This window comes from Pectinatus frisingensis (genome assembly GCF_015732285.1).
GTDB lineage: Bacteria > Bacillota > Negativicutes > Selenomonadales > Selenomonadaceae > Pectinatus > Pectinatus frisingensis.
Genome location: NZ_WIQU01000022.1, coordinates 106035 through 128048 on the forward strand (window position 1 = coordinate 106035; position 22014 = coordinate 128048).

Annotated in this window: 20 protein-coding genes, 1 tRNA gene, 1 pseudogene and 1 riboswitch; of the genes and pseudogenes, 11 read left to right on the forward strand and 11 right to left on the reverse strand. The window is 37.3% G+C overall.

Features of this window, described 5'->3' with window-relative positions:
- Positions 1-43: 43 nt before the first annotated feature.
- The 7 genes from I6751_RS03470 to I6751_RS03500 form a co-directional block, all read right to left on the reverse strand.
- Positions 44-1792: an ABC transporter ATP-binding protein gene (locus I6751_RS03470; RefSeq protein WP_196591722.1), complete on the reverse strand. Its 1749-nt coding sequence runs from the start codon at positions 1790-1792 to the stop codon at positions 44-46.
- Positions 1793-1811: 19 nt separating this feature from the next.
- Complete coding sequence (locus I6751_RS03475; protein WP_182188310.1) at positions 1812-2489, reverse strand: 3'-5' exonuclease; 678 nt, start codon at positions 2487-2489, stop codon at positions 1812-1814.
- A gap of 217 nt (positions 2490-2706) precedes the next feature.
- Positions 2707-3831: a sodium ion-translocating decarboxylase subunit beta gene (locus tag I6751_RS03480; RefSeq protein ID WP_231037951.1), complete on the reverse strand. Its 1125-nt coding sequence runs from the start codon at positions 3829-3831 to the stop codon at positions 2707-2709.
- A 21-nt stretch (positions 3832-3852) separates the two neighbouring features.
- Positions 3853-4002: a hypothetical protein gene (locus I6751_RS03485; RefSeq protein WP_196591723.1), complete on the reverse strand. Its 150-nt coding sequence runs from the start codon at positions 4000-4002 to the stop codon at positions 3853-3855.
- A 5-nt stretch (positions 4003-4007) separates the two neighbouring features.
- Positions 4008-4451 carry a thioesterase family protein gene (locus tag I6751_RS03490; protein WP_182188313.1) on the reverse strand — a complete coding sequence of 148 codons (444 nt, stop codon included), beginning with the start codon at positions 4449-4451 and terminating at the stop codon, positions 4008-4010.
- Between the two features lie 362 nt (positions 4452-4813).
- Positions 4814-5428: an energy-coupled thiamine transporter ThiT gene (gene thiT, locus I6751_RS03495; protein ID WP_414153184.1), complete on the reverse strand. Its 615-nt coding sequence runs from the start codon at positions 5426-5428 to the stop codon at positions 4814-4816.
- A 50-nt stretch (positions 5429-5478) separates the two neighbouring features.
- Positions 5479-5573: riboswitch (TPP riboswitch) on the reverse strand.
- A 64-nt stretch (positions 5574-5637) separates the two neighbouring features.
- The gene (locus I6751_RS03500; protein ID WP_196591724.1) at positions 5638-7599 is read right to left on the reverse strand and encodes a methyl-accepting chemotaxis protein; all 1962 of its coding nucleotides are present in this window, start codon (positions 7597-7599) and stop codon (positions 5638-5640) included.
- A gap of 473 nt (positions 7600-8072) precedes the next feature.
- Between I6751_RS03500 and I6751_RS03505 the strand changes: the two genes are divergently transcribed.
- The 6 genes and pseudogenes from I6751_RS03505 to I6751_RS14070 all read left to right on the forward strand — a co-directional run.
- A tRNA-Cys gene (locus I6751_RS03505) sits at positions 8073-8147 on the forward strand.
- A gap of 333 nt (positions 8148-8480) precedes the next feature.
- Complete coding sequence (locus tag I6751_RS03510) at positions 8481-9203, forward strand: amino acid ABC transporter ATP-binding protein (protein WP_182188316.1); 723 nt, start codon at positions 8481-8483, stop codon at positions 9201-9203.
- A 38-nt stretch (positions 9204-9241) separates the two neighbouring features.
- Positions 9242-10075: a transporter substrate-binding domain-containing protein gene (locus I6751_RS03515; protein ID WP_182188317.1), complete on the forward strand. Its 834-nt coding sequence runs from the start codon at positions 9242-9244 to the stop codon at positions 10073-10075.
- Entirely contained in the window at positions 10075-10746 is a 672-nt protein-coding gene (locus I6751_RS03520) for an amino acid ABC transporter permease (protein WP_196591725.1), read from the forward strand. The genes I6751_RS03515 and I6751_RS03520 overlap by 1 nt, the downstream gene beginning before the upstream one ends.
- 3 nt (positions 10747-10749) lie before the next feature.
- The gene (locus I6751_RS03525; RefSeq protein WP_182188319.1) at positions 10750-11397 is read left to right on the forward strand and encodes an amino acid ABC transporter permease; all 648 of its coding nucleotides are present in this window, start codon (positions 10750-10752) and stop codon (positions 11395-11397) included.
- Between the two features lie 291 nt (positions 11398-11688).
- Positions 11689-11811: pseudogene (locus I6751_RS14070) on the forward strand (hypothetical protein); the annotation flags it as partial.
- A 121-nt stretch (positions 11812-11932) separates the two neighbouring features.
- Here the strand turns inward: I6751_RS14070 and smpB are convergent.
- From smpB to secG, 4 genes are all read right to left on the reverse strand, one after another.
- The gene (gene smpB, locus I6751_RS03530; protein WP_196591726.1) at positions 11933-12406 is read right to left on the reverse strand and encodes an SsrA-binding protein SmpB; all 474 of its coding nucleotides are present in this window, start codon (positions 12404-12406) and stop codon (positions 11933-11935) included.
- 87 nt (positions 12407-12493) lie between these two features.
- Complete coding sequence (gene rnr / locus I6751_RS03535; protein ID WP_196591727.1) at positions 12494-14842, reverse strand: ribonuclease R; 2349 nt, start codon at positions 14840-14842, stop codon at positions 12494-12496.
- A gap of 41 nt (positions 14843-14883) precedes the next feature.
- Positions 14884-15621, reverse strand: coding sequence for an alpha/beta hydrolase (locus tag I6751_RS03540; protein WP_196591728.1), 738 nt, complete (start codon positions 15619-15621; stop codon positions 14884-14886).
- Positions 15622-15777: 156 nt separating this feature from the next.
- Positions 15778-15990: a preprotein translocase subunit SecG gene (gene secG, locus I6751_RS03545; protein ID WP_196591891.1), complete on the reverse strand. Its 213-nt coding sequence runs from the start codon at positions 15988-15990 to the stop codon at positions 15778-15780.
- Positions 15991-16179: 189 nt separating this feature from the next.
- Between secG and I6751_RS03550 the strand changes: the two genes are divergently transcribed.
- From I6751_RS03550 to I6751_RS03570, 5 genes are all read left to right on the forward strand, one after another.
- Entirely contained in the window at positions 16180-17415 is a 1236-nt protein-coding gene (locus I6751_RS03550; RefSeq protein ID WP_196591729.1) for a DUF445 domain-containing protein, read from the forward strand.
- Complete coding sequence (locus I6751_RS03555) at positions 17415-18674, forward strand: DUF445 family protein (protein WP_196591730.1); 1260 nt, start codon at positions 17415-17417, stop codon at positions 18672-18674. Before I6751_RS03550 ends, I6751_RS03555 begins: the two co-directional genes overlap by 1 nt.
- 112 nt (positions 18675-18786) lie before the next feature.
- Positions 18787-19986: a saccharopine dehydrogenase family protein gene (locus I6751_RS03560; RefSeq protein WP_196591731.1), complete on the forward strand. Its 1200-nt coding sequence runs from the start codon at positions 18787-18789 to the stop codon at positions 19984-19986.
- Positions 19987-20087: 101 nt separating this feature from the next.
- Positions 20088-21230 (forward strand): carboxynorspermidine decarboxylase, encoded by a 1143-nt coding sequence (gene nspC / locus I6751_RS03565; protein ID WP_231037952.1) that lies wholly within the window; start codon positions 20088-20090, stop codon positions 21228-21230.
- On the forward strand, positions 21202-22014 hold the full coding sequence (locus tag I6751_RS03570) for a hypothetical protein (RefSeq protein ID WP_196591732.1): 813 nt from the start codon (positions 21202-21204) through the stop codon (positions 22012-22014). Before nspC ends, I6751_RS03570 begins: the two co-directional genes overlap by 29 nt.

Genomic DNA, 22014 nt, shown 5'->3' on the forward strand with positions numbered 1-22014 from the left:
GTCATATAACACAAATTATTATCGGTAAGCAGATAATACAGGTTTATTTCATTTCGTGAAGATTCTTATGAAACTGCATACGATAATATCGTGCATATAGTCCGTTGCGATTCATCAAATCGTTGTGATTACCGCGCTCTGAAATCTGATGATCACGAATGACAAGAATCTCATCGGCGTTTTGAATTGTGCTTAAACGGTGAGCAACAACAATTGTAGTACGGTTTTTGGCTAAAAGATCTAATGATTTTTGAATATAGCGCTCGCTTTCATTATCAAGAGCACTGGTTGCTTCGTCTAATACCAAAATTTGCGGATTCTTTAAAAAGACTCTTGCGATTGATAAGCGTTGTTTTTGTCCACCAGATAATCGTGTACCACGTTCACCGACTAAGCTGTTATAGTTATCCGGCAGACCCATGATGAAATCATGTATATTAGCACGTTTTGCCGCTTCGACTATTTCATCATCGGAAGCCTCGGGTTTTCCGTAAGCAATATTGGTTTTTATTGTGCCATTAAACATATAGACATCTTGCTGGACAATACCAATATTATTGCGCAGAGATGTTAATGATACATCGCGTATGTCATATCCGTCAATATAAATGGCTCCACCTGTTACATCATAAAAGCGAGGCAGAAGTGAGCATATTGTCGTTTTCCCGCCACCGGACGGACCGACAAGAGCAATTGTTTTACCAGCAGTTACCTTAAAATTAATATGCTCTAAAATTTTTTGTTTTTTTTCGTAATAAAACGATACATCATCGTAAACAATATCACCTTTAACACGGCTTAAATCCTTGGCATCAAGTTTATCTTTTATGGTAATCGGGGCATCCATTATTTCAATGAAACGACAAAAACCAGTGTATCCTTTTTGAAATTGTTCTGTAAAATTAATCAGCATGTTTATAGGGGTGAGAAAGATACCGATATACAGGGCAAAAACAGCTAAATCGGCCGGCTGTAAGGATCCAACGGCAATTAAATAACCACCTACAGTGAGAACTGCCATATAACTTAATCCAACAAAAATTCCGCCGCCGGCAACAAAGCGCCCCATTGCCATATAACTGGCTGTTTTAGAGCGTAGAAATTCATTATTGCTATGTTGGAATTTGTCATGTTCAATTTTTTCGTTGCCAAATGATTTTACTACCCGGATTCCAGCTAAACTGTCTTGTAGAGCTGAGTTGACATCAGCAATTTTTTTTCGGTTATCCAAAAAGATAGTTTTCATTTTACGATTTTGTTTTATGCCAAAAAATAGCATCAATATCATTATAATAAATAAGATTCCGGCAAGCTGGAAATTTATTATAGCCATAAGTATAAATGCTCCAGTTATTTCTAATAATGCTAAAAATATATTTTCCGGACCATGATGAGCCAGTTCTGATATATCAAATAGATCGGAAACTAATTTGCTCATCATAACTCCTGTATTATTTTTATCATAGTACGAAAATGATAATTCCTGGTATTTTTTAAATAATAAGCGGCGCATCTCACTTTCCATCCGGGCTCCCATTATATGTCCCCAGGTAGTAATATAATGCTGGCAAAAATATCTGATTATATATAAAATAAGCATTGTAACAGCTATTAATAGACAGCTTTCCAGTATTCTACCCTGATTGTTCACAAATAAAACATGTGTTGATAAATAGAGCAGCTGTGGAAATGATAAATCCACAGCTGCAACTAAAGTGGCACAAATCAAATCATAAAAAAATAACCGCTTATGCGGTTTGTAAAACTCGATAAAGCGTTGAAAAATCTCCATAATTACCTCTGATATAAATTTATTCTACTTTTAAACCTTTGAGCTTATCACCAAATAAATCACCCAATGAGTAGGTCATTGGCTGACTGGGTTGTAGTACATCGAGGACAGGCTTCATAATCTGTTTGAATTTAGTTTCATTGCGTGATAATACAAAGATTCGTGCTGTGTTTTCTGCATCCCATAATGCGTCATGCATTCGCCCAACGAATGCTTCTCCCATGGCACCAACGGCAGCATGCAATGTTATCATGCGTTGTAGTCCAAGCATTGAGCAATATTCTTTTTGCAAGTCATACCATGAACACTGCAGGACAGAATACTTTTCCTTAGGTAATTGTTTGAGCTGCATTTCCTGATCAAGCTGCCGGCGGTCATTTTCACTCCATGCATATACAGCTATGGGTTCGGCCAAGTTACAGCAATTTTCCTGCCAATGGCAGAAATTCTGCATGGCTTCTTTAAAAGCTGGAGCATTTTGAACTAATTTATTAGTTACACCCGTCAGTTCCTCATATCGCCGGCCGATAGCATTATATTCAGGTTTTACGTACTGCTGGTATCGGGCTACTTTATTATATTTTTCATCAATGAGAACAGCGCCTATTTCAACGATTTCATTTTTGCAGATACGACGTTCTTTTTTAAACTTGTTTATTATTGGATTCATTTCTAAATCTATGACAATGTATTTCATAACATGACCCTTTCGGTACATTTGATGTTAGAATAATGAGTTTGTCTGATGCAAATGATTACTTTATATTTTACATCATCTTGTAAAATATGTATATAAATATATGTTTTGCTTGGTTAATTACAGTCATATATGAAAAATAAAAAGCTTCGGTTTGGCTGTATATATATATTATTTGACAGCCGAATCGAAGCTTAGAATAGATATTTTTTATAATTTAATGACCTAATAATGCCAGCATGATACCACCAGAAATGGCTGTACCGAATACACCGGCAAGATTTGGCCCCATCGCATGCATAATCAGGAAATTATTTCTGTTTTCTTCTTGACCAACTTTATGTGATACTCGTGCAGCAATAGGTACGGATGCTATTCCAGCCGAACCTATTAATGGATTTATCTTTCCCCCGCTGATTTTATTCATGATGCGGGCGCAGATGACACCGGAAGCCGTACCAAAGACAAAGGCTACCAACCCTAATACTATTATAATTAATGTTTGGGCTGTAAGAAAGTTGTCAGCCTTCATTGTGGAGCCTATTGCTATGGTTAAAGTTAAGGTTATGACGTTAAGCAAAGAGTTGGATACTGTTTCCGCCATACGATCCAATAATAAACATTCACGTATTAAATTCCCCAGCATTAACATGGTGATAAGCGGTGCAACCGGTGGCAAGAATAAATTAACAATGATAATGATTACTACAGGGAACACTATTTTTTCTAAACGGGAAACATAACGCGGTTGTTTCATGATTATACGGCGTTCTGATTTTGTAGTTAAAAGGCGCATGACTGGTGGTTGAATGAGTGGCATTAAGGCCATATATGAATAAGCCGCCACTGATATCTGCGGCAATAAATGGGGCGCCAGTTGTACGGTGGTATAAATAGCCATTGGCCCATCAGCTCCACCGATTATACCGATAGAACAAGCTTCGGCCAGTGAAAAACCTAATATTTTAGCACCAATTAATGCAACAAAGATACCAAGATGAGCGGCCGCACCCAAGATGACTAGTGATGGATTGGCAATCATCGGACCAAAATCGGTCATTGCACCAATACCCAAGAAAATCAATGGCGGCAGAATTAATAATTCTACACCTTTATAAGCGTAATAAAACAACCCGCCGGGCTCAGCTAATCCCGAACCAGGTATATTTGTTACTATGCAGGCCAGACCGATTCCCACCAGTAAAAACGGTTCATATTTTTTGCCAATGCCAAGATATAGCATAACGGCACCAATGAGTATCATTACTATATTCCCCAGTGATATCGATATCAGTCCTGTCTGGGACAGCAGGGCGTTCATAAGCGCACCAAAATCAATCATAAAATCACTTCCTCATATAAGTCAGTACTTGTTTTCTTTTACTTCACCTAATTTATTTATGTATGGGAACAAGTACAATATCCCACCTATTCCGGCAATGAATACAAAACTTAATATAAAATCTATTATGCTTAGTGATAATGCTCCTGTTATATCATCAGACAACATCATATTAATCACCCCTGTTTAGATTCTTCTATGCGTTGATTTGCCAGAAAACGAGTCCGGCGATCTGCATGGTCATATAAATGTTGTTTACTTACGATGCTTCTTTTATGGGTTCCGTAGCCAATTTCTCCTTGTTCATCCCATACATCTATATGAAGATCAATTTCATGGCCTTCAATAGCCACTATACTGGCTTTGACAGTTACTGTCATACCAAGACTGGTAGCGGCTGTATGAGTAAACTTTATATCGAATCCGATGCTGATAAAATTATCCGGCAGATATTTATCGATCGTCTCCATTGATGCCCGGATTGCCATATCAATTACTGCCGTCGTTGACAAAAATCTGTTAAGATCTTTTGAATAACTGGCAGCTGTGTCGGAACGTTGGACTACTTTTCTCATTATCGAATTTTGTCCAACGGTCAGTAAAGTTTTAGCATCAAACATTTTACTTCCTCCCCTGAAAATACAGTAACATTCCTCTTATACCATGGTTTGTGAGGTTTATTCAGTGCACTTGTTTGGATAATTACCTTTAACTGTAGGTTTATAATAGCATCACTGTCCGATACTGTCGAATACCATAATGTTATGTTGGATATTACTTTTACGCATGACAAAAGCCTGATTTTAAAAGTGTATACAGAACACGTAGATTAATTATTCCTATTATTCTTAAAAATACAATTAATCATAGCAGCTATAACAATTAATCATAATGAATATTTTATATTAGCAGAATGAAAATGCTGCAGTTTTGTAATATAACGAAAACTACAGCATTATGACAGTGAAATATTTGACCAGGTTTACATTTTATGCAGTAATTGTCTTATTGGCAGTACGCGAATAATTAGCAGGCATATGATCAACTCTGGTAATAAATATGAAGCATTAAAAATCAGTGAATACCAGTATGGTGACATACCGGCCGGAGCATAGCTGCCAAAAAAGGCAACTCCAGATATAAAATGACATAAGAAACGGGCAGTGATACCAATCAACACACCTAAGTATATCCTATTTTTAAAATAACCCGCCAGACCAAGTGCCATATAAGGAAGTGGGTAATCAAACAATACTTGTACTGGTTGTAAGATGAAAGGATCTTGTAATAGATTGATCATGCCATAGGCAAAGCCGGCTAAATATCCTCCTCCCGGTCCATAGCGAAATGCTATCAGTAAAAGCGGTATCATACCACCCAAAGTTACACTGCCGCCTTGCGGCATGTGATAAAGACGCAATAGATGTAATATAAAGGCCAAGGCAAGCATTAGTGCAATATTAATCAGCATTTTTAAATCTATTTTAAGTTTTTTGATATACAAGAATGCCAAGATTAACAGCAATAATCCCAATAAGGAGAAGACACTGGATGGTGAGGCTGCAATAACTGTCAATTTTCCCGATATTTCCATCATATAAAAATCTCCATTCATAAAATAAAGCAGCGCTTCCTATTCATGGAAAACGCTGCTTGGATACGCTTCCCTCCGCTGGTATTATCCAGATCAGGTAAAGGGTTGCAATATTGCTCTCAGCCGCTGGGCACCCCTAGCATTACATTTATTTTTTAAGACTATTTTACTGCAAAAAGGAAACTTTTTCCAGTGCCGGATTATTGAGATGATTATATTGAAAATTTATTTATAGTTTCACTTAATGATACGGCCATCTGTGCCAGTGAGTTAGATGCAGTTTTTATTTCCTGCATAGAGTTTGCCTGGGAGGTTCCGGAAGCTGCCAGGCTTTCCAAATTTTTCATATTATCTTCAAAGAAATGTCCCAGTTCCTGTATAGAATCATTGACCTTTTTGCTGCTGTTTTTTTGTTCTTCCGATATAGTCAGTATTTTTTGTAATTGAGTGTTTAATTCTTCAATTACTTCATATATCTTTTTAAATACAGTTACTGTTTTTTGCACTGATTCTACACCGGTCTGGACTGTATGGCGGTTTTTCTCCATGGTGCTGACAGCATTGGCTGTATCGGATTTTACTTCACTGACAATACCGGCTATTTCTTTTGCTGCTTCTTCTGATTGTGAGGCTAATTTAGAAACTTCTTCGGCTACCACGGAAAAACCTCTGCCGTGTTCACCGGCTCTGGCGGCTTCTATGGCAGCATTTAATGCCAGGAGATTGGTTTGTCCTGCAATTCCGGTTATTGTGTCAACAATTTGTTCAATTTGTTGTGATTTTTCACCTAACACGGTTATTACCTCGGTAGTTTTGTCCACATCTGCCTGTATGTCGGTAATTTTTCGCACAACATCATCTGACTGTTTGGAGCCGGTATCAATGATGGTTTTACTATTTTCTACTGATTTAGCTATAGTATCGGCAAATTGAGCTGTTTTTTCAACATTTTCTACCATATTGGTTACCATGTTGATGGAGTTTTTTGACACAGCCATCTTATCTTTTGTACTGTTGACAGTATTATCCACAGTATTTCTGATATTATTGGTTAAAGTTCCCACGGAATCTATTGAAGATGATAATTCTTCTGATGCGGCGGAAACGGTTTCACTGGCAGTAGCCGTTTCGGTGATAACTTGTTTCAGACTGGACAACATTGTATTAAAATGATGGCCTAATTCTTTTATTTCTGAAGTTCCTTCGATCTGTATCTGCTGTCGTAAATCTCCCTGAGCAGTCTTTTGTGCTGCGGTCATCAATTTTTTTAATGGTTTGATGATACTGTCGGCTATTTTGAAAGCTATAATTATACTTATGGCTGTAAAAATCAGAATTAAGATTATCGTAATTATTATATTGTAAAAAAGTGTGTGATAAAAGTCGGATACAGGTTGATAAGTAATGACTCCCCAGTTGTAACCTTTTACAGGAGCATAGGTGATCAGACTGTTTTGCTGATCGGAGGATAAGGCAGTGGTGCTGCCGGAATTTCCTTTGAGTAAATCAGCTACATATGATATTTTAGATAAATTTATTTTTTGTTCTATGGCACTTTTATCAGGATGAGCCAGTATGTTGCCTGTTTCATCAACAATATCTACATATCCGGAGGTACCAAAATGAATATTGTCTGCAATGTCCCATAAAGCTTTCAGGGAAATATCCGATGATACCACGCCTACAATATCGCCGGCTGTATTTTTTATCGGTGTGGAAATAGTTACACAAAGTGATTTTGTTGTTGCTGAGGTGTAGACCGGGGTTATAAAAGTTTTTCCCAACATTGCATTTTTAAAATAGTCACGGTCGGCTCTATTGCCAACTTTGCCGCTGGAACGGGCAATTTGTTGTCCGCTGGTATCTAAAACGGCAATTAATTCTATCTGTGGGTGTTTTTTATTAATATCTATTAAAGCTTGCTGCATATTTGCCGGGTTCATGGACTGCAGCGCTGGTATTACGGCGAAACTTTCGTTAATACCCTTATTTACATCAAGAATACGTTGTATTTCGGAAGCCACTTCGGTATTTAACTGTGTATCTGACAGCAGTGCATTCTTTTTCATGGTATTTATTGCGGTAATGTTGTTTATTATAGATAATACTATTAAAGGTATACACGCAAATAAGGCCATTAAAACAATCAATTTTTTCTTCAAACTACTTTCCATGAAAATGTCTCCCTTATAATTTTTTATCAGATTAAATTTTTAAATTTATCTAATCAACATAAACGATAACAATTAATGAATATATACTGTATACATCATTGATGTTAGATAAATAATTAATATTAATAGTAACGGATTCATTGATTATCATTTTACTACGCAAACCCCTTCTTTACCAGTATGTAAGAGCAATAATAGATGACAATGAAATGTTTGCTCTGCAATAATACATAGTCATTGATATAAATGTATTTTATATTAGAAAATTTATTAAATACTTATGAATTTACGATATATTAAATCTCTTAAGATAAAATTGAATATATTTATGACTTTTAAGAAAAGAAAAGTAATATGAATATATTTTTGTGATATTTTTAATATTTGCAGCCAATTCTTGTTTTATTTAGAATGTTTTCCTAAAAATTGTTGACAAGTCCATTTAAAGTATATATAATAATATACGTTCCAGCGGCGACATAGCCAAGTGGTAAGGCAGAGGTCTGCAAAACCTTTATTCCCCAGTTCAAGTCTGGGTGTCGCCTCCATAAAGAATTCGGAGAGAGAAGTTTTACTTCTCTCTTTTTTTTGAAATATTTTTAGCAGTATGGACAGAAAGTGGTTGTTAATTATGATGTTTATTGCAGATACTGATAAAATTTTTACTGATGAAACATTTAAGCAAAAAATATTAACTGTAAAATTTTTTTATAATGCTTTTTCTATATTAAAAATATTAATTTATTAATATTTTTAATATAGATTAACATGTTGACAAAATTTATTTAATGCTTTATACTTAACTCATTCATAAGCAATGGCGCTGTGACCTTTTGTCGGTCTGGGCGCTTTTTTTATACTTAAAAAGGAGGCGGTAGAATATGATACACCTAAGTGGTGTAAATAAGTACTTTGGTGATAATCATGTGCTCAAGGATATAAATCTGCACGTAAATGCCGGCGAAAAAGTTGTAATTATCGGACCCAGCGGGTCCGGAAAAAGCACGATGATTCGCTGTATAAATCAATTGGAAAAACCGGATAGCGGTGAAGTGGTCGTTGACGGTATCAATTTGACAAAATCTAAAGGACAGCTGAAAAAAATCCGGCAGGAAGCTGCTATGGTTTTTCAACAGTTTAATTTATATCCTCATAAAACTGTCTTGGAAAATTTAACGATAGCTCCCATTCTGGTGCAGGGTAAAAAAAGAACTGAAGCAGAAAAAACCGGATTGGAATTTTTAGAAAGAGTGGGTTTAAAGGATAAGGCTTATGCATATCCGACACAGCTTTCCGGTGGTCAGCAGCAGCGTGTGGCGATAGCCAGGGCGCTGAATATGCATCCTAAAATAATGTTATTTGATGAGCCTACATCGGCATTAGATCCTGAGATGATTAAAGAAGTACTTGATGTAATGGTGGATTTAGCGCACAGTGGCATTACTATGGTATGTGTTACACATGAAATGGGATTCGCCCGTGAAGTGGCCGATCATGTTATTTTTATGGCTGACGGACAGATATTGGAAACGGGAACGCCGAAGGCTTTTTTTGAAAATCCTCAGAATGAACGGACTCAGCAATTTTTGAGCAAAATTCTTTAATTTAATTAGTTTATAATATAAATCAGGAGGTTACAGCTATGTTATTATCAAAGAAAAAATTAACTGTATTGGCATTAACTGCAATGACTACATTCTCCTTATTAGCCGCTGGATGCGGCGGAGAAAGCGCGTCTAATTCGAGTTCTTCTTCCTCAGCTTCAGGCGATATAATGCAGACGATTAAGGATCGCGGTTACATTAAAATTGGGACTAAAGTTGATGTGCCGTTGTTTGGTTATAAAAATCCTGATACTGGTGAATTGGAAGGATTTGAAGTTGACCTGGCTCATGCCGTAGCCAAAAAGATTTTTAACGATCCGTCAAAAGTTGAGTTTACTCCCGTAGTTGCCAAAACCCGTGGCCCATTGCTTGACAGCGGTGAATTGGATGCGGTTATCGCAACATATACGATTAATGATGAACGGAAGAAACAGTATAATTTCAGTGATCCATATTATACTGATCCTGTGGGTTTGTTAGTTAAGCAATCTGACAATATAAATTCTTTAAAGGATTTAAATGGCAAGACTATTGCAGTTCCACAGGGGGCTACAACAAGGAAGGCTGTTGAAGATGCAGCAAAGGCTGCCGGTATTGAAGTGAAATTTGCTGAATTTCCCACTTATCCTGAATGCAAGGCTGCTTTAATGTCGGGCCGGGCAGCAGCATATGCTATGGATACGTCTAATTTGGCAGGTTATGTTGATGATCAAACGAAAATTCTGCCGGATAAGTTTGCTCCGCAGGAATATGGTGCGGCGACTAAAAAAGGTAATGAAGCCTTAGCTAAGATAATAAATGACACTTTTCAAGAAATGAAAGACTCCGGCGAAATGGATAAACTTTTGGCGAAATGGAAGCTTAACAAGTAATGGATGTCAATAATCCGTTTGCAATTTATAAATGGCAGGCGTTGTTTGACGCACGTGATATATTTATTGACGGATTGACTACTACATTGGAAGTAGTAATTGGTGCGCTTATTCTATCAATTATATTAGGAATAATTTTTGGTGTTGCCGGTGTCTTTCCTAATAAGATAGTCAAAGTAATAAATCGCGTATACGTTGAATTTTTTCAAAATACACCACTAGTAATACAAGTAATATTTATTTATAACGCATTGCCGCATATTCATGTGATGATGCCGGTTTTACTTATTGGCATCATCGGTGTGGGACTTTATACCGGTGCCTACATGGCCGAAGCTGTGCGCGGGGCGATCTTGTCGGTTCCCAGAGGGCAGGTTGAGGCAGCTGTGTCACAGGGATTTAATTACTGGCAGGCTATGTGGTATATAGTGTTACCGCAATCAAAAAAAATAATGCTTCCCGCTATGGCGAACCAGGCAATAAATCTTGTAAAAAATACATCTGTACTGGCAATGATCGCTGGTGGAGATTTGATGTATCAGGCTGACTCGTGGTCCGGCAGCAATATGTATTATGGTCCGGCATACGTTGTAACAGGTGCCTGTTATTGGATAATCTGTTTCGCTCTCAGCAAATATATAGGTAAACTTGAAAAGGAAGCTGAGGTGTAACGAATGGCAGATTTATTCGAAATGAACAACTTTCTATTTTTAATGGGCGGATTCAAGGTTACCTTGGAAATAGGTTTTTTCTCAATAATATTCAGTGTTGTTCTGGGAACTCTGATTGGCATAGTACGTTATCTAAAACTGCCATTGCTGGCACAATTAGGCGGCTTGTATGTGGATATAGTGCGTAATATACCGTGTCTGCTGTGCGTATTGATAGCACGGTTTATGACACCTCTGCCGCCAACTATGTCGGGGATACTGGCAATGTCTGTTTTTACCGGAGCTATCATGGCTGAGATTGTTCGTGGCGGAATTAACTCTGTTCCTAAGGGGCAATTTGAAGCTGCACTTTCTCAGGGGATGAATAAGTGGCAAATCGTATACCATATAATTTTGCCGCAGGCATATCGTAATATTATTCCACCTATGGTATCACAATTCACTACTGTAATAAAAGATTCTTCTTTTGTTTGGGCAGTGGGTACTGAAGAACTTACAGGCCGCAGTATGATCTTGATCGGGCGTTATAGTGATACCAGTCATTTGTTTGTTATAATGGGATGTGTGGCTTTGATATATTTCATGTTAAACTATAGCTTATCACTTATCGCCAGATGGGAACACCGCCGGTTGATTGCTAAAAGTTATTAAAAAAGTAATATATTTTTGTTGTATATAAAAATAAGGTTGTTGCATTATGTCACCACCCCCTTATAGGATACTGAAATATAACAGGCCTATAAGGGGGTATTTCTATATCTGAAAAAAGCAGTGTAAATATTCAATAGAAAAATAAATTATCAATATACAAAACCCCAATTTTATACCTGTTAGATTATCATATGAATAAATATATGCCCACTGCATCAACAATGGACTAATGAAATAATTTTTGAAAATTTTGAAGCATGAAATATATCATAACAATCACATTCTACTACTAGAAATAATTTAATGGATATTATAGCTGATTATATAAATTACTACAATAATCGACATCTGCAATGCAGGTCAAATATAATAACACCAATGGTACACCATGATCATTATAGATTGGCATCATAAAAAATATCGCCAACCGATGTCAGGCTGGCGATAGAAAAAATCATTGTTTTTAATTGTTCTCTTAATGGGGAGCATGTCAAAAATTGTAATAATTCTATTTTACATAATATGTCATTAGATGTTAATATTTTTGTCTTTCTCTCAAAGCCCGGTCAATTTCACGTTTAGCTGTTTTTTCGGCAATTACCCGGCGTTTGTCATAGTTCTTTTTACCAGATGCCAGTGCTATTTCTACTTTGGCGCGGCCTTTGGTAAAATATATTTTTAAGGGTACTAAAGTTAATCCTTTTTCTTGTGTTTTGCTGAACAATCTGGTTATTTCAGTTTTGTGCAATAAAAGTTTCCTGGCTCGCAGGGGATCATGATTAAAAATATTACCATGTTCGTAAGGACTGATATGAACATTTTCCAAAATTGCCTCGCCGTTTTTTATTATGACAAAACTATCCTTTAAATTAGCTTTCCCTTCACGCAGTGATTTTACTTCTGTACCGACAAGAGCAATTCCTGCTTCATATTTTTCCAGGATAAAATAATCATGCCATGCTTTTCTATTTTCGCAGACTATTTTCAACTTGCCATTTTTTGTTCCCATTATTCAGTGTCCTCCATTATGTCATTTGCCTGAGACTTTGTCAGATATTTTATTGTATGCAGCCTCAATTGCCAGAAAGAACTGAAATTAATGTTTGCCAACCTGTTTTTTGGCAACGGCCGGATTTTTTCGTTTATCTTTTTTCCGCCTGTTCCTTTTGGCGTGCTGTAACGGTGTATTGTGTGAATGTTTTGATGATGGATTTGCAATCGTTGGCTGCTGTTTTTTATTTTTAGTGGTATTTTTCTTTGGATTTTTTTGATGGTTTTTCTGTTTGATATTAAGTTGATTGTATATGCCGTTATCTTTTAAAATAAAATCTATTATGCGTTCTTTTATATCAGCCCGCATTAGTATTACCGTAACCTGATCACCAATGCGGTAGACTTTGTTAGTGCGCTGTCCAATCAAGGCGTATTGGTTTTCCGCGTATTCATAATAATCATTGGCCATGCTTGATACATGAACGAGTCCTTCTACGCCATTATCGAGCTCGACGAATAAACCGAAAGCAGTGACACCGCTTATGACGCCGGTAAATTCAGCATTAACGAATTGAGCCATATATTCAATTTTTTTCATGTCTACTGTGTCTCGTTCCGCATCAGCAGCGACACGTTCCCGTGTCGATGCGTTTAAGGCAATTTCTGGCAATACCTTTTTTAATTGTTCGGTTCGTGCAGTGCTTATTTTTCCTGTTGGTAAGAGTTCAGATAACAGACGATGCACGATAAGATCAGGATAGCGACGAATCGGTGACGTGAAATGAGTATAGAATTTTGCGGCTAAGCCAAAATGACCGGCATTATCAGCCGAATAGCGGGCTTGCTGCATTGTTCTCAGTGCTATTGCTGAGATTATCCGTTCTTCTGGTTTACCGGCAACTTCATTTAGGACATGCTGGATCGACTTGGGTTCAATCAGTCCCGTTTTGCTGTTTTTGTTTATATAAAGGTTAAAGGTGCTGAGTAACTCATTTAAGGTCTTTATCTTTTCACTATCTGGCTGTTCGTGGATACGGTAAATAAAGGGAGTTTTTTTCATTGTCATGTGTTCGGCAACAGTTTCATTGGCGACAAGCATGCATTCTTCAATTATTGACTCCCCTAATGAGCCGCTGCGTTTTAATAAGGAGATTGGAAGGCCTTTTTTGTTAAGGACTACTTTTATTTCAGGAATATTAAAATCAATTGATCCGCGTTTGACGCGTCGCTGGCGTAAAATACCGCGCAATTCCCGCAAAGTATGCAGCAAAGGCAGAATGTCGCCATTGTCGGCAATGAAATGGTCATCTTTATCGACAAGGATTTTGTTGACAATATTATATGTCAGACGTCTGGCTACATGGATTACAGTGGGAAAAATTTCATATGAGATTACTGTGCCCTCGGTGTTTATTTCCATTTCGGCGGCCATCGATAAGCGATCTTCGCCGGCATTAAGACTGCATATACCATTAGATAGACGTGTCGGCAGCATCGGAATAACACGGTCAACAAGGTAAACACTGGTGCCGCGTCTACGTGCTTCCAGATCCAGCGGAGAATTTTCTTGTACATAATGACTTACATCGGCAATATATACACCCAACAAAAAATTACCGTTTGTTTTTTTTGTTGCATATACGCCGTCATCCAAGTCTTTGGCATCGTCACCATCAATGGTGACGATTGGGAAATTACGACGATCGCGACGGTTTTTGCAGTCACTTTCTTTGATCGTCAGTGGAATTTTTGCCGAAGCTGTTTTGACAGTTTCAGGAAAATCGAGCGGCAGGTCATATTGATAAATCACTGACAATATATCTATGCCGGGATCATCTGTTTTACCTAATACTTTTATTATTTTACCTTCGGGATTATGGCCTTTGTGAGCCCATTTAGTTATTTCCACTATAACTTTTGTACCCACTGCGGCACCATTAAAATTACGTCTGTGGACAAATATGTCTTGTTTTAATTTACTGTCATCAGGAGTGACGAAACCAAATGAAACACTTTTTTCAAAAGTTCCGACGATTTGTCTGTTGGCATGCTCGAGAATGCGGACAATTTCACCTTCACGGGAACGTCCGTCGGCAGCCGTATCGTTTAACCGGGCGATGACCCGGTCGTTATTCATAGCTGAATTTAGTTGTGGTGCGGGAACAAATACATCACCTTGTTCTTGTTCAGCGGCGTCACTTGGGATGATAAAGCCAAATCCCTTGCTGTTCATTGCCAAACGACCAATTACTAAATTCATGAGTCTGGGCAGCCCATATAAATCATTGCGATTGCGCACAATGCAGCCTTCCTGTTCCAATTCATCCAGAATAGTAAATAGCTGGATTAGGTCTTCATTATTAAGCTGTAATCCTTCAGCAATATCTTCTTCACTTACCGGTCGGGAAGCCTTGTTTTCCATATAATCTAAAATGCGTTTGCGTAGTTCCATGTTTACCCCTCATCTTCAGCAATGCTAAAGATTTATTAAATTTATTTTGCCAGAAATTGTTTTATCCGTTCAAAAACAATTTTTCTTTCCGTATCCAATATAACCAAGTGCCCTGATTTGCTTAATTGCAAAAATTGTTTATCCTGACTTTCTATTTTGTTATATATATATCGACCGCTTTTGTTGTCAACAGTGTGATCATTACTGCTTTGAACTACTAAAACGGGTATCTTCACGCGTTTTAGGTTTTTTTTCAGATATTGGATGCAATCAAGCAGTTCGTGTACGCATATCAGCGGCATTTTTTTGTAGCCGACGTTACATATAGCCGGTATATTGTTTGGCAGATGCCGTATCTTGGGGATATAAATATCATTGGATAAATGTCGTGGCGGCAGCATATCAAGACCACGTTGTGCGGCGATGAAAATAGGAGTGCTCAAAGATGCTGCTTTCTTTACAGGAAAATCAATGCTTAAAAGAAGTGACAACGCTCCTCCCATAGATAAACCTATAATATAAATATCTTTACAGTAGTTTTTAAGTAAATGATAACCATCACAGACAGAAGCATACCAATCGCGCCATTTCATGCGAGCCATATCCTCAGGGTTTGTACCGTGTCCGCAAAGTCGGACAGCCATTACAGTGTAACCAATGTAATTGAGATATTTTCCCAATAAAAGCATTTCTGAAGGTGAACCTGTAAAACCGTGCACTAAAAGGATTCCTTTTTTGCTGCCGGCTAAAAAAAACGGCTCCGCTCCATGCAGGATCATTGTCGACACCTCTTCAAAAATATGATAGTTGAATTTGATTACAGCAAATTTTGCTATTTATTATTGATAGTGCATTGCTTAAATGGTAAAAAACTTATCAGGCAGTGATACTATCATATTAAAAAAATATTCTCTATCATATGATAGAGAATATTTTCAGGCAGTCATTTTTGCTATCACTAAAGTAATGACTCCAAATAAAATGGCGAAGAAGACAGTTGCCTTTGCTAATAAGGCATCAAGACCGCGGGCTTTTCTGCTGAATACTGTATCTGTTTCACCGGAAAGTCCACCAAGACCGGCACTTTTGCCTTCCTGCATCAAAACTGAAGCGATCAGACAGACAGCAATAATGGCATCTATTATCATTAAAATAGCTAATTTCAAGCAATAACCCTCCTAATGAACAATATTTAATCTATCATATATATGCTATATTTTAGCATGACACAGCTTATTTGTCTATGAAATGTGCTAAGAATATCTGTTGTTCCGCACACATGAATTTAAATATGTGCTAAAATAAATATCATACTATCGATAATGTGGGGAGAGTTTATGAAAAGGAAATCACAAGCTACAATTGTGTTGATAATTATGGCGATCGGTGCATTGGTTACGATGAATGAAAGCAGTTTTATCCTTAGTCTGCTGCATAACGGTTTTTTAGCGGCAACAATCGGTGGTCTTGCCGATTGGTTTGCAGTCACGGCTATTTTTAAAAAGCCTTTGGGTATTTCATGGCGTACAGCTATTTTACCACGCAACAGGCAGCGGATAATGGATGAAATAATCAGTTTTATCGGGTTGGATCTTTTAAGCATAGATAATATAATGAAGGATATTGTACGCTATAATATGGCAAAAATGGTTATAGAATATTTTGATAAATTAGGCGGTAAAAAACGCTTGGAAGATACAATAAATGCTTTGGTTAATGAGATTATCCAAAATACCGGTTATGATGTATGGACTGATAAGTTTGCCTGTATTTTATCCAAATATAAGAATACTCAATTATTTAAACCGGCGCTTGTGGAATTAATAAAAATTTCCGCCAATGATGGACAAATAAATAGATTTATTGCTGTACTGGATATATTTGCCAGAAAATTGACAAGCGACACGGAAGTTAAAAGTATTTTGCAGCCGATATTGCATGATATTATTGAAAATTATAAACAAGGATCGACATTACGTGAAATGGCCATTGCCATGTTTGATATAAATGATGTTACATTAATGCAAAATATTGATAGAAAATTTCTTTCGAACTGTGCCGAATTGAAAAATGAAAAAAGTCCGCAGCGGCAAAAATTACAGCAGTGGCTGAAAATCACACTGCCTCAAAATATATCATCCGGTAAATATGATAAAATTTTATCTGAAATGGAAAAAAAATTAGTGCAAAAATCGGCTGTAGAAGTTATTTTAAAAAAATTGCAGCATTATTGTCGCCAAAGTGGAAATGTCGGCAAGGACGTTGCCAGGGAAATTACTGAGTATGCTGATGCTGTACTGACGGGTTTTAGTGCAGATTATAAGGCACAAAAACATTTTGATACTTGGCTGAAGGAAAGATTAAGCAATTTTATCAAAGCCCATTCATCTGTTATTTTACAAATGATAAAAGACAAGCTTAATAGTTATTCAACAGAAAGTTTTATTATATTGGTGGAAAACCATGTTGGCAATGACTTGCAGATGATTCGCATAAATGGATCGTTGGTTGGTGGTATTGCCGGGATGGTTTTATATATGGCGGCTTATTTGGCAGAAAGGATTTACAGTTAATGAAGAAATTTAATCGTGCCGATAAGACTTTAATTACAGTTGCCGGTATGTTTATTATTGTCTTAGTGATAAAGACCCATTATGAAAATGTATTTACACGTGGATTGCTTTTTTGCCTGGAAGCGGCTTTAGTCGGTGGCATTGCTGACTGGTTTGCGGTTACGGCACTTTTCAGAAAACCGCTTGGTATTCCCTGGCATACGGCTATATTGCCGAGACGGCGGGAGGCTTTTACCAAGGCAACCATTCAGTTAGCGCAGGAACAGTTTTTTTCCCGCAAAAATATTTTTAATCATTTGAAACAATTTAATGCCTCAGAGCAGCTGATCTTATTTATGAATGATGAACGTTGTAATATGGCGGCTGTGAGGGGAGCAGACTGGTTACAACAAAAATTACTGTTGCTTGATGCAAATCAAACGGCAGAAAAGCTGACTGTTTTTATTCATAAAAATAAGGATTTTGTTAAAATAATAGATATTGACAGTCTGGGTAGAAAATATCTGAGACAGGATATGTGGAAAAATATATTGTTGGAAAAACTTTCCGCATTGGTTTATGATAAGTTGTCCGGAGAGGATGGGCTGGTTTATTTGGAAGCCCAACTGAAAAAACTTGCCGATAAAAAATTTAAATCTGGGATGTCATCGTTTTTGTTTTCGCTGGGAGGCGTATTGGATGTTATTAATAATAGAGAATGCGCTGCTTTAATACAAAACAAAATATTGCCGCTTATTGGGCAGATTCCAGATAACGGCAGCAGCATTCACAAAAGACTGTTGTCAATCATGAATGCTACAGTAGATGACGTTTTAGTGCAGAACATTTGGTCGGATGCAGCTGCCGAAGTGAAAGCAGCTGCATTGTCTCCAATGGTTTTGAATTCTTTAATCACAGCCGGCATAAAAAACATTCAAGGACAGTTCAGTCAGATGGACAGCCCGCTAAAAAAAGACGTAGTAGAGTTGTTGTCACAGGCAGTCAATTTGTTTTTGCGTGACCTGCATGATAATTTTCTGGTAAAAAAACTCATTAATAATTTTATTAATGACATTGTTGGTCGTTCTGCACTTCAGGCTCAAGGAATGATCGGTAATATCGTTCGCCGCGCAATTGCCAATATGAGTGATGCACAGCTCAATGAGTTGGTATATGCCAAAACAAAGACAGACCTTATCTGGATTCGCATGAATGGTTCAATTGTTGGTGGGGGAATAGGATTACTGCTGTTTATTGGGATAACAGTATTTAACAAATAATATAATATCTGTGTGGTAATGTAAATATTATCAGCACATACATACAAGCAAAGTTTTTTTTGTTATACTATATAGCATATGACGAAGTAATAAGAAAAAGGAGGTCCTTTTCGTGGGAAAAGCAATGATTATCGGTTGTGGCGGAGTAGCCAATGTAGCCATTCATAAATGTTGTCAAAATAGTGCTGCTTTTGATGAAATTATGATTGCCAGTCGGACAAAAAGTAAATGTGATGCGTTGCAGCAAAAACTTTCCGGTGGAAAGACTAAGATTTTAACCGCGCAGGTGAATGCTGATTCGACTGAGCAGTTAATAAATTTAATAACTGAATATAAACCTGATGTGGTTTTGAATCTGGCACTTCCATATCAGGATTTAACGATAATGGATGCATGTTTGGCGACAAAGACACATTATGTTGATACGGCAAACTATGAACCGCTGGAAACGGCTAAGTTTGAATATAAATGGCAATGGGCATATCGTGATAAATTTAAAAATGCTGGAATAACGGCTTTACTGGGCAGTGGTTTCGACCCTGGAGTTACCGGCGTATTCAGCGCTTATGCGCTGAAACATCAATTTGATGAAATAAATTATATTGATATATTGGATTGCAATGGTGGTGACCACGGGTATCCGTTTGCGACCAATTTTAATCCGGAAATAAACATCCGTGAAGTAACAGCCAATGGCAGTTATTGGGAAGATGGTAAATGGATTGAAACAAAACCGATGCAGATAAAAAAAGTATATAATTTTACTGAAATCGGTGATAAGGATATGTACTTGCTGCATCATGAAGAACTGGAATCATTAGGACAAAATATTAAGGGAATAAAGCGAATACGTTTTTTTATGACCTTTGGAAAAAGTTATTTGACACACTTGCAATGTTTGCAGGATGTAGGCATGACTTCGATTGAACCCATTGATTTTGAAGGCAGACAGATTGTGCCATTACAATTTTTAAAAGCAGTATTACCTGATCCGGCAAGTCTCGGTCCACGTACAGTGGGAAAAACTAACATAGGTTGTATTTTTACTGGTAAAAAAGCCGGCAAAGAAAAGCATTATTATTTATATAATATTTGTGATCATCAGGAATGTTATAGAGAGGTCGGATCACAGGCAGTATCATATACAACGGGTGTGCCAGCGATGATAGGCACTATGCTGGTAATGAATGGTACTTGGCAGCGTCCCGGTGTCTATAATGTTGAGGAATTTGATCCGGATCCCTTTATGGCGGCACTTAACAAATGGGGACTGCCGTGGAGGGAAGATTTTAATCCGGTTCTTGTAGATTAAGTATATAGTCAGATATGTGATGGTATCGCTGTCGCAGATTTGACAGTGGTACACCTTACAGTTTATAAAATAATTAAAGAATACAATAATGGGTGATTATTTTGAATGAACAAGTATTGGCAAAAATTCAACAGCTGCCTTCACCCTGCTATGTAGTTTGCGAAGATTTATTGGAAAAAAATTTGAAATTACTGGCAAAATTACAACAGAAGGCCGATTGTAAGATTCTTTTAGCACAAAAGGCATTTTCCATGTTCTATTGTTATCCACTTATTGATAGATATTTGGCGGGTTCTACTTCCAGCGGCCTTTATGAAGCTAAGCTGGCACATGAATATCTAACAGGGGAAAACCATATTTTTTCTCCTGCATATAATGAAAAAGATTTTCCTGAAATAGCAGCCATCTGCGGTCATATTGTTTTTAATTCTTTTTCTCAGTGGGATAAATTTAAGCAGATTGCTTTGGCAGCTGGTTGTGAGTGTGGTTTGCGCATTAATCCCGAATATTCAACACAGAAACATGCCATCTATGATCCTTGTGCTGAAGGTTCACGATTGGGGATAACACTGGATAATTTTGCAGCCGATGACATCGATGGTATCAGTGGATTACACTTTCATACGTTATGCGAACAAGGCTCAGAAGATTTAGCTGCAACCTTATCAGTGGTAGAAGAAAAATTCGGTGCTTATTTACACAAGATGAAATGGCTTAATTTAGGCGGCGGACAATTACTTACCCGCAGGGGGTATGATATGGATTTGTTGGTAAAATTGATTCGTCATTTGCAGCAAAAATATAATTTGTCAATTTATCTCGAACCGGGCGAGGCTGTGGCATTGAATACCGGTTTTCTGACTGCCGAAGTGTTGGAACTAATCCATAATAAACGTGATATTGCCATCCTTGATGCATCAGCAGCCTGCCATATGCCGGATGTAATTGAAATGCCATATCGGCCGGATGTAGTTGGTGCGGCATTGCCGAATAAAAAAGCTTATACTTACACATTAGGAGGAGCTACCTGTCTTGCCGGGGATATTATCGGTTCATATTCCTTCGATAAACCATTATCGGTCGGAGATAAAGTTGTCTTTTGTGACATGGCTATTTATTCAATGGTAAAAAATAATACTTTTAATGGCATTCCCTTACCGACGATAGCTGTGCTAAAAAAGGATGGACAAATAAAAATTGTGAAGCGTTTTGGCTATGATGATTTTAAAAACCGTCTTTCGTGAAAAAAATATAGTTGGTTTTGTGGAAAAAATAATTTGGTATGGGAGTGTTTTATTGGTCGGCGCCATATTATCAAATAGTGCTCAGGCAGAAGTGCGCTTGCCTGAAATGAATCCACCCGATATTCAGATTCCACAGCCTCCTGCCGTTCCGGCACCACAGCTGCCGGAAATAAAGGGTATTGATACAGATAAAATATCAGCTGAAATTAATGATCATGCAAGATCAGCAAAAGACAATGACAAAAAATCCGCTGATAATGCGGCATCGGCAGATAAGAATAATTCTTCAGATGATAAAACTGGTTCTGACAAAATAAAAAATAATAAATATATTAAACATGATGATACTGACAAACAGACGGATAATGACGCAACGGCAGAAGCAGAAGAAACTGGAAAGGACCAGGCTTCTGATCAGGCAAATAAAAATATTGATGCGAAGACACTTTTGTCCACTGATTTTATCGGAACGATGTTTTATATTTTTGAAAAAACAGCGTTTATCGCTGTTGTAATGTGGCTGTTGCTTTTATTTATCTTTAGAAATTTGCCAATATGGAGTGAACTTTTTCTTTTTACAGCACTCAATATTATCGCCGGTGCCATATATTTTCCTTTAGTAGAAGGTTTGGATAATGGACAGTTGAATTTTTATGGGAAGATTATAACCGATAAAGATTTTTTCATTATTATAGGAACATTTGCAGCCTGCAGTCTGCTGATAACCGCTGTAATTGGACTTCTTATTGTAATGTGGGAAAAATTTTTGAAAAGGGATGATTGA